This is a genomic window from Litoreibacter roseus, from assembly GCF_009811795.1.
Classification (GTDB): Bacteria; Pseudomonadota; Alphaproteobacteria; order Rhodobacterales; family Rhodobacteraceae; genus Litoreibacter; species Litoreibacter roseus.
The window spans coordinates 81,405-90,177 of the sequence record NZ_BLJE01000008.1; the positions used below are offsets into that span (position 1 = coordinate 81,405).

The following is an 8,773-nucleotide window of genomic DNA, read 5'->3' on the forward strand; positions in this document are numbered from 1 at the left end:
CGAATGAAAAGACGCACATTTTTGATGACAGGCGCAGCAGCCACCCTGGCATTTCCCGTTGCCGCTGACACGGCACCCCTTCTGAAGGTGCTCAAAACGCCAACCTGTGGATGCTGCTCCGCCTGGGTCGATCATGTCCGGCAGGCTGGGTTCGCAGTCGAGGCGCAGGACGTCGATCAGGATCAACTTTGGGCGTTCAAAGACCGGCTGCAAATCGCACCAGAGCTTGCCGGATGCCATACAGCGGTCGTGGGCGACTATTTCGTCGAGGGCCACGTGCCTGCCGCTGACATCAAGCGGTTGCTGGCAGAGCAACCGATGGCGCGCGGGTTGACGGTTCCCGGCATGCCGATGAGTTCGCCCGGCATGGGCGGTCCCGGGGCAGGTGACACTTTTGATACCTTGCTTGTCGGCTCCGACGGGGTGACCTCCGTCTTCGCCAGCCACAGCTGATCGGGTCACGGGCGCAGGTGATAAATCCCGCGGGCCGGGTTTGTGACCCGCCCGTCCTGCACGAGCTTTCGCAGCGTCCTGTAGGTCGCCTCATGGCTCAGCTGTAACCGGGCGGCGAACTCGACGACGGAGCCGTCGAGCAGGCCCGCGACCAACCCCGCCATTACCCGGTCCTCTGCGCGCCGAATGCCGACAATCTCGAGCATCTGTCGCTGCGCCTGTATCTGTTGAGCGGCCTGACGGCCATAGGCGCGGGCAAATGCCGGGTCGGCAAAGGCGGCCAAGACGGCAGCCTTGTCGATCCGGGTCAGCGCTCCGGCCTCAACACAGACCGCATCGCAATGATAGACCTCTGAAAACACCGAAGCTTCGGCAAAGCTTGTCCCGGCTTGAGCACGGTGAATGATGAACCGCTCGCCATTTCGGCCGACCCGCTCGAGATGCACGCGTCCGGTTTGCACGACATAGAGACCATGGGTGGGGTCACCTTGATGAAACACCACATCGCCAATCGCGCCGGAAACTGGGCGCAGGGCTGAGCTCGGGATAAGATCATAGGGGTTTGGCAACATATGATTGAAATCATATTGCGATGCATCCGCCCCTGCTAGCGTAAAGATGACAGCACCGCATTGAAGGACCCGTCCATGCGTCTCATTCCCCTCCTCCTTGCCATAGTGATGGCCGCACCCGTGGCCGCGCAGCATGCCCATTCCGCGACTGGCCATGACATGGGTGGACCACAGGAAACCGGGCAATCGGCCTTTGCCGCCCTGGCGGAAATCGTTGCGATCCTTCAAGCCGATCCCGAGACGGATTGGGAGCGGGTCGATATCGACGGATTGCGCCGCCATCTGGTCGATATGGACCTTCTGACCCAGGAGGCCGTGGTCACCCGCACCCTGCGGCCGGAAGGGGCCCGGTTCGAGATTCGGGGCACCCCGCGTGTTCTCGAGGCCATCCGCGCCATGGTGCCCGCCCATGCGCCCTTTCTCGCGGCTGAAACCGGCTGGGACGTTGTCGCGGAGGATCTCGACGATGGGGTGGCCCTCAGTGTCGATGGCGATGGCGATGCCGCGCAGATTCAGGGACTTGGCTTTTTTGGTCTGTTGACCATCGGGGCGCATCACCAGGAGCACCACCTCATGATGGCAAAAGGCGCTGCCCCGCACCATTAATGCGCCGACACGGCCTGTTTGTTGATCCGTAGAGAGGTGCACTGACAAAACGATACATCTCGCCTGTTGACCTTCCAGCGCTGGAGACGCGGACACATGCCCCGTGATGGAAGCGTCAGAGGATACCGCGCGCAGGGATTTCCTGTATTACGCAACGGCCGGGGCGGGGGTCGTGGCCACAGGGGCTGCGCTCTGGCCTCTGGTGAACCAGATGAACCCTTCCGCCGATGTCCGCGCCTTGGCACAGATCACCGTCGACATCTCCGATCTCGCGCCCGGAACGCAATTGACCGTCAACTGGCGCGGAAAACCTGTCTTTATCCGTCATCGCACGGAGGCAGAAATGGCTCAGGCTCGGGCAGAGGCGGTCTCTGACCTGCCCGACAGCCAGGCGCGCAACCCCAATCTGCCCGACGATGCGCTGGCAAGCGATGAGAACCGAGCCATTGCGGGTCACGAGGCTTATCTGGTGATGATCGGTGTCTGTACCCATCTGGGCTGTGTCCCTCTGGGCGATGGGGCGGGGGATTTCGGGGGCTGGTTCTGCCCCTGTCATGGCTCGCATTACGATGCGGCCGGGCGCATTCGCAAAGGTCCGGCACCTGAAAACCTGCACATTCCAGACTTGTCGCTCTCAGAGGAGATGGTGCTGACTTTGGGGTGACGCAGAGCGTCTCCTGGTCGATCCTATCGGGCCCGCCGCCGGGATCGGCGGCCAGGCTCTAGGGCGGAAACGCCCCGGAGCCAATCCTGTCTCCGCCCGGACGGGTGACGATCCTTCGGGCAACAGAACACGGAGATCGCGGGCAGACCCGCGATTACGGGATCAACGGACAGGCGCGCCGCCGCGTTGCTCTGGCCCGCCTGACGGGTTTTCCATGTTTTAGACCGCCTGACATCCGGATGTCGGCGGGAACAGGGGCTCTGGTGCCGCTGGCGCGTCAGCCTCCACCGGAGAAATCCGGTGCCTCCCAGAGGCTTTGCCCCCGGGCCCCTCCCGATTTCTCCGTTCCGGCCCCCTGTGTCCCGCCGCCAACCGGCCGCAGGTCGGGCTCTGCCCTTCCCTGCTCTGCCCTTCGGAAGACGCGGGGGTCTTCCGAAAAGCAGAGACAGAGATGGCCCCCGCCCAAGGCGGCAAAAGGGCCAGAGATGAAAAAACCCATGCCGCGCTCACCACGAAGGAAAGGAGCGAGACCATGGGCCTCGACCAATATGCCTATCGCAAAACGCCCGAGACCGGAGAGGAAGGCGACAGCCCGGCCTTCGTCTGGCGCAAGCATGCCAAGCTGCAGACATTCATGGAACATCTTTACACCGCCCGCACCGGGTTGGACGCGTCCAACCTCAATTGCGGCGAGCTGCGCCTTGACGCGGCGGATATCGACCGGTTGGAAACCGCCGCCAAGGCAGGCACCCTGCCCGTCTGCGCGGGCGGTGGCTCCGCCTGTTCGCGCCTGAATTGGTCCCCCAGACCAATTCCGGGACGGCTCTCACTCTATGGCCATCAGTTTCAGGACGAACAGGCCGAGGCTTACCGCGCGCATGATCTCGCCTTCTGCGCTTGGGCGCGGGCCGAAATGCAAGCCGGATCGACGGTGATCTATTCCTGCTGGTGGTAGCGCCCGACCGCCCTGCCCTTCCGTCAACCCCTCTCAAACCTCCAGCGCCGCCGCACGCGCCGCTGCCCCCTCCCCTATCCCATCACAGGAGACCCTTCCCATGACCAAGCAAGACCCCCTCCCCACTGAGACCAGCGTGATCGAACAGGTGCCGCTCGACAGCCTCACGCTCTCCGACCTCAATCCGCGCAAAACCGTTTCCGAGGCGCATATCGACACGCTTGCGGCCAGCATCGCCCGCTTCGGCCTGATCCAGAATCTCGCAGGTCTGCGCCAACCCGATGGCCGCGTCGAAATCGTCGCGGGCGGATGCCGCCTGCGGGCACTGCAACAGATCGTGGCCAAGGCCGAAACGCCGAGCCCCGCCACGGTCCCGGTGCGCCTCACCGAGGACCCGGAGGAAGCCGCCGTCTGGGCCAGTGCCGAAAACGCGGCCCGCGAGGCCCTGACCCCGGCGGACGAAATCCGCGCCTTCGGTGCGATGGCGGCCAAAGGCGCCAGCGTGGCGGATATCGCGCTGGCCTTCGCCGTGAGCGACGCCCGCGTCTACCAGCGATTGGCGCTGGCCGCCCTCCCCCAACCGGTGCTCGACGCCTTGGCGGCAGGCGAGATCACCCTCGGCGCGGCCAAGGCCTTCACCCTATCGCAGGACGCGGCCCTGACACAAAAGCTTCTGGACCAGATCAAGGACCAGCCGATCTCGGAGGCGCAGTTGAAATCTGCCCTCAACCCCGACGCCGTCAGCAACAGCGACCGGCGCGCGCGCTTCGTCGGTCAGGAGGCCTATGAAGCGGCAGGGGGCAGCCTCACCCGCGATCTCTTCTCCGATGCGGTCTATTTCGCCGATCCGGGTCTGCTCGACGATCTCTTTGCCAAGGCGCTTGAGGCCGAACGCACCGCATTGATCGAGGGTGCGGGCTGGCTCTGGGCCGAGGCCAAACCCGAGCCATGGCTCAATTATTACGAGATCGACCAAGCCAAGCTGGCCCGGGTCTATCCTGTCGCGGGCGATCTGACCGAAGACGAGGCCGAAGACTACGATACGCTGGCCGAGATGTGTGAGGCCGGGGTGCTCGACGCGACAGGGGAGGCCCGTCTCGCCGCGCTGCAAGCCATACTCGACGGGGAATACACCGACGATCAGAAGGCAGTGTCTGGATGCTTTGTCGTTGTAAATCAATCGGGTAGACCCGAGGTGACCGCAGGTCTGGTGCGCCCCGAGGACAAAACCGCTGCGATCAAAGCAGGGGTTCTGACAGCCCCGGCGCGCCCGGCCCCCGCGCCGAAATCGCCCTATTCGCAGAAACTGACCGCCGATATGCAGGCGATCCGGTTGGCGGCGGTACAGGCCGCGCTCTTGGCCAAACCCGAATTGGTCCTCGACCTTCTGGGGTTCGGTGTGTCCGAGGCGTCGGGCAGTTTCGAGACCGTCTTCGGTCTGCGGCTGGAGCGTCCAAGCAATGCGCCAAGTGTGGAGGACGGGTATGCCCGTGAGCCGCGTCTCGATCACGGGATCGATGCGACGGCCTATTGGTCGGAGGGCACGCGGGTCGAGGACCTCACGGAAGCCTTCAACGCGTTTCGCGCGGAGGGCAAGAAGGCGCGGAATGCGCATATCACCGAGGCCATCGCCCGCAGCCTACCCTATCAGGCGGGAGGGGACGCGTTCTTCGACCAGATCGCGGCGGAGGCCGGGGCCGATATCCGCAAGCATTGGACCCCTACGGCGGAGAATTTCTTTGCGCGGGTGTCGGCAGACCATCTGACGGAGTTGCTCTGCGCCTTCCTCGACTGCGATGCCCGTGACGCGCGGGTCATGGCCTTCAGCAAGCTCAAGAAGGCAGAGAAAGCCGAAAAGATGGAGAAGCTGATCGCCGATCCGGTCACGCAAAAACTCATGGGTCTGACCTCCGAGCAGAAAGAGAACCTGGCGGTCTGGGTCCCGGACTGCCTCTGAGCCTTCCTTCGTGGGAAGACCACCTGGCCTCGCCTCGTGCGGGGTCTTTTTTTGTCAGGGTGCTGGCGCGCGGCTGGCAGGGGCTCAAAATTGTCCGGCGGCGGGGCAGAGGACAAGCCCCCTGCCCCGCCGCCGGACCGGCGCTGCCCGCGCGGGGGTCGCCGCATCGGCGACGCTGCTGGATCAAATCTCAGCCCAACGACCTGCGCGCTCAGACTTCGAAGCAGGGTCACGGGCGCGCAGATTGTGCGAAATCGGGTGACACGCCGCATTGCCGGGTGCCTTGGCAGTCTTTGGACTGTGGGTTCTCACGGGTCTCAAGAGGACCGGGTCGCGCTTGGCCGGATATGCAGGCAGCGCGGATTCTCGGCTGACCTGTGCCCCGAGGCCTGCGCAGCCGGGCTGGTTCGAACTGCCGCGCTGCCGCATGATGACGTCTGACGTGCGTTGCAGAGCCTCCGGGTCGAGACGGCGCAATGGGACGTCCAACATGTCACAGGGGGCGGCGCGTTTCGGATCAGGTCAGCGAGCGACACTTCAGACGCGGTCTGTTTGGCGCGCCGGTTTCCGCGCCGGAGCGATCTGAGCCGGTTGGTCCGGTCTCCGGCAGGTGTTGCTGCCCAGGGCCGGTGGCAGGTCGTTCCGGGACCGCAAAGGTGGGAACCCGTCTTTTTCCCCTGCCCGTGCCGGGCATTCCGCGCGGTACAAAAAGAGCGGCCCCCTGCCCTTCTCCGCTGCGCTGCGCCTGCGGTGCGGTCCCGCGCCGGCCTGCGGGGTCACCGGCATTGCAACACCAGACAAGGAGACACGCAATGACCACCAACTGCATCAAGTTCGACGCCGCCGACATCGGCACGGCCAAGGGGACCGGATCGATCTCCACACTGACCTTCGATCTCGACATCTCGGTCGAGCCCGTTACAAGCGACAACCCGATGGCGCCCACACATCGCGTCTTGGGGCGCTCGCCGCGGGGCCGTCTCGTCGAATGCGGCGGCATCTGGCGCAAACAGAACCGCGAGACCGGCGCGGATTACTTCACGCTGACCATTCGCGACTACGGGTTCAACGCCAATCTCGGCCAGGCCGCGCATCAGGACGATCCAACCCTGCAGGCCGTGATCCCCTGGGGCCCGAAAGAGGCCGCCTGAGGCGATGGTTGGCCGGAGACCCGGCCAACCTTTTCGCGCCGCGCCGGAGAATCGATTACCCGATTCTCCGGCTTTGGGCGTGTTTCGGGGCCGAGGACACTCCGAAAGCCGGCAAAGACACAGGTGTTGGCGGGGCTGAGCGCTGGCGTCGCTCTTGACCGTGGCGATGCGTCCTGGGGCCGACTTGCCCGCAGCGGCCAGATTGGGGCTGTGCGCGGGTTGTGAGCCGGTTTGACAGCCGTGCAGAACGCATAAAGCAAAAGGAAAACAATGTGATAGGGAGGTATGCGTGTGAATTCCATTATGTTCAAGTTTCGTGCATCGCGTGCTTTCACACCAGATATTGGGGTGCTTTTCAAGGAAGCCGCGCGGTCTTGTGGTCGTGCAGATTTCTGTCATGATCCGGCAACGCCTTGCCGCGTGCTGAAAAAATCGTTGTGGATAACCCGCTTCCGCTGTAGTCACAGTTTAACGAAAGAAATCGCGATAAAAGCGATATTAGGCGAGGCGGCAGGATGGACAAAGTACCATTCCAGCAGAATGCAGGCGATTTGGCCTTCGATGAAATCATTCTCCAGCAGGGAGAACTGATTTCGGATCGGCTCAATATCTTGCGTCAGGAGCAATATCCCCCGGATGCCCAGAAGGGCTTGCGGCAGTTTTCGCTGGCCGAGGTGGCCTATTTCCTCGGGGTCACCCAATCCACGATCAAGAAACTGCATCTCGAGGGCAAGGGCCCGGACCCCGAAACCTCCGCCTCCGGGCGGCGGTCTTATTCAGCGGCGCAGATGCTTGAACTGCGCGCCTATCTCGATGCCCATGGTCGTCCCGGCAAGCGGCGCTACCTGCCCCACCGCACCGAAGGCGAAGAGTTGCACGTCATCTCGGTGGTCAATTTCAAAGGCGGCAGCGGCAAGACGACGACGGCGGCCCATCTTGCCCAGCACCTGGCCCTCAAGGGCCATCGCGTGCTCGCGATTGATCTCGATCCGCAAGCCTCTCTCACCGCGCTGCATGGGATTCAGCCCGAATTAGACTCTGTTTCCTCGCTCTATGAGACGCTGCGCTATGATGAGGAGCGCCAGCCGATCAGCGCGGTGATCCGGCCCACGAATTTCCCGAACCTCGACATCGTCCCGGCCAGCCTCGATCTGCAGGAATACGAGTATGACACGCCGGTCGCACTCACCAGCCGCGATCCGTCCGAAGGCCGCGCCTTCTTCACCCGCATCTCGAAAGCGCTCGCAGAGGTTGAGGAGCAGTACGATGTGGTGGTGATCGATTGCCCGCCACAGCTTGGCTATCTGACCCTAACAGCGCTTACAGCGTCGAGTTCCGTGCTGATCACCGTGCATCCCCAGATGCTCGATGTGATGTCGATGAGCCAGTTTCTCCTGATGCTCGGCGGCATCCTGCGCACCATCCGGGAAGCCGGGGCCGAGATGCGGCTGAAATGGTTCCGCTACCTTGTGACCCGCTTTGAGCCCACCGACGGGCCGCAAAAGCAGATGGTCGGGTTCCTGCAGGCGATGTTTCCCAACCAGATGCTGGAAGCGCAGATGGTGAAGTCCACCGCGATCTCCGATGCCGGGATCACCAAGCAAACGCTTTACGAGGTCGAGCGGGCGCAATTCGTGCGCTCCACCTATGATCGGGCGATCACCTCGCTCAACGCGGTGAACGACGAAATCGCTGGTCTCGTGCACCAGGCCTGGGGGCGCGACCTCCCATGAGTTTGACAGCCGTGCAGATGCGTTTTGACAGCCGTGCAGACGGGGCGGTCCACACCTCGGAAAGGAGGGCGACATGGCCAGAAAAGACCTGCTGAAATCCGTGATCGGGCAACCGACCGACACGCCCGTCGATGGGGGCCGTTCGAGCTATGCCATGCGCGGGGCCTCGAAATCCATGAAGGTCTCGATCGATAGCCTGGCCGAAAACTCAAAACGCCTGCTCGAAGGTGAAACCATCATCGAGATCGATCCGGGTCTGATCGACGCCTCCTTCGTCAATGACCGCCTGAGCGGTGATGACGAGGCCTTTGAAGAGCTGAAAGCCGCGATTGCGGCCAGCGGACAGGACACGCCGGTTCTCTTGCGGCCGCATCCCGAAGCCGCGGACCGGTACATGGTGGTCTTCGGGCACCGCCGGGTACGTGCCGCGCGCGCCCTCGAGCGTCCCGTCCGGGCTGTGGTCAAGGAGATGGACGATGTCGCCCATGTGCTGGCGCAGGGTCAGGAAAACACCGCCCGGGCGGACCTGTCCTTCATCGAAAAGGCGCTGTTTGCCAAGAACCTCGCCGATCTCGGCCAGGCCAAGGAGGTGATCCAGCGGGCTTTGACCATCGACGGCACGCTCTTGTCACGCATGCTCTCCGTCGCCAGCACCGTGCCTACCCATGTCATTGCAGCGATC

9 protein-coding genes are annotated in these 8,773 nt (G+C 63.5%); 8 read left to right on the forward strand and 1 reads right to left on the reverse strand.

Features of this window, described 5'->3' with window-relative positions:
- The first annotated feature begins 3 nt into the window (after positions 1 to 3).
- The gene (locus KIN_RS21260) at positions 4 to 453 is read left to right on the forward strand and encodes a DUF411 domain-containing protein (protein WP_159810941.1); all 450 of its coding nucleotides are present in this window, start codon (positions 4 to 6) and stop codon (positions 451 to 453) included.
- 5 nt (positions 454 to 458) lie between these two features.
- Here KIN_RS21260 and KIN_RS21265 read toward each other — a convergent pair whose 3' ends face one another.
- The gene (locus tag KIN_RS21265; RefSeq protein WP_159810943.1) at positions 459 to 1,025 is read right to left on the reverse strand and encodes a Crp/Fnr family transcriptional regulator; all 567 of its coding nucleotides are present in this window, start codon (positions 1,023 to 1,025) and stop codon (positions 459 to 461) included.
- A 75-nt stretch (positions 1,026 to 1,100) separates the two neighbouring features.
- Here KIN_RS21265 and KIN_RS21270 point away from each other — a divergent pair, with 75 nt between their 5' ends.
- The 7 genes from KIN_RS21270 to repB all read left to right on the forward strand — a co-directional run.
- Positions 1,101 to 1,631 (forward strand): hypothetical protein, encoded by a 531-nt coding sequence (locus KIN_RS21270; RefSeq protein WP_159810945.1) that lies wholly within the window; start codon positions 1,101 to 1,103, stop codon positions 1,629 to 1,631.
- 106 nt (positions 1,632 to 1,737) lie between these two features.
- Positions 1,738 to 2,295: a ubiquinol-cytochrome c reductase iron-sulfur subunit gene (petA, locus tag KIN_RS21275; RefSeq protein ID WP_159810977.1), complete on the forward strand. Its 558-nt coding sequence runs from the start codon at positions 1,738 to 1,740 to the stop codon at positions 2,293 to 2,295.
- Between the two features lie 532 nt (positions 2,296 to 2,827).
- Positions 2,828 to 3,250: a hypothetical protein gene (locus KIN_RS21280; protein ID WP_159810947.1), complete on the forward strand. Its 423-nt coding sequence runs from the start codon at positions 2,828 to 2,830 to the stop codon at positions 3,248 to 3,250.
- Positions 3,251 to 3,350: 100 nt separating this feature from the next.
- Positions 3,351 to 5,207 carry a ParB/RepB/Spo0J family partition protein gene (locus KIN_RS21285; protein WP_159810949.1) on the forward strand — a complete coding sequence of 619 codons (1,857 nt, stop codon included), beginning with the start codon at positions 3,351 to 3,353 and terminating at the stop codon, positions 5,205 to 5,207.
- An 812-nt stretch (positions 5,208 to 6,019) separates the two neighbouring features.
- Positions 6,020 to 6,358 carry a DUF736 domain-containing protein gene (locus KIN_RS21290; RefSeq protein ID WP_159810951.1) on the forward strand — a complete coding sequence of 113 codons (339 nt, stop codon included), beginning with the start codon at positions 6,020 to 6,022 and terminating at the stop codon, positions 6,356 to 6,358.
- A gap of 515 nt (positions 6,359 to 6,873) precedes the next feature.
- Complete coding sequence (gene repA, locus KIN_RS21295; RefSeq protein ID WP_159810953.1) at positions 6,874 to 8,091, forward strand: plasmid partitioning protein RepA; 1,218 nt, start codon at positions 6,874 to 6,876, stop codon at positions 8,089 to 8,091.
- A gap of 73 nt (positions 8,092 to 8,164) precedes the next feature.
- On the forward strand, positions 8,165 to 8,773 hold a 609-nt coding region (repB, locus tag KIN_RS21300; protein ID WP_159810955.1), incomplete at its 3' end, for a plasmid partitioning protein RepB.

Coding starts and splice junctions, on each gene's coding strand:
- KIN_RS21280 (WP_159810947.1), top strand. CDS start 2,828: ATGGGCCTCGACCAATATGCCTATCGCAAAACGCCCGAGACCGGAGAG.
- KIN_RS21260 (WP_159810941.1), top strand. CDS start 4: ATGAAAAGACGCACATTTTTGATGACAGGCGCAGCAGCCACCCTGGCA.
- KIN_RS21285 (WP_159810949.1), top strand. CDS start 3,351: ATGACCAAGCAAGACCCCCTCCCCACTGAGACCAGCGTGATCGAACAG.
- repA (WP_159810953.1), top strand. CDS start 6,874: ATGGACAAAGTACCATTCCAGCAGAATGCAGGCGATTTGGCCTTCGAT.
- KIN_RS21290 (WP_159810951.1), top strand. CDS start 6,020: ATGACCACCAACTGCATCAAGTTCGACGCCGCCGACATCGGCACGGCC.
- petA (WP_159810977.1), top strand. CDS start 1,738: ATGGAAGCGTCAGAGGATACCGCGCGCAGGGATTTCCTGTATTACGCA.
- KIN_RS21265 (WP_159810943.1), bottom strand. CDS start 1,025: ATGTTGCCAAACCCCTATGATCTTATCCCGAGCTCAGCCCTGCGCCCA.
- KIN_RS21270 (WP_159810945.1), top strand. CDS start 1,101: ATGCGTCTCATTCCCCTCCTCCTTGCCATAGTGATGGCCGCACCCGTG.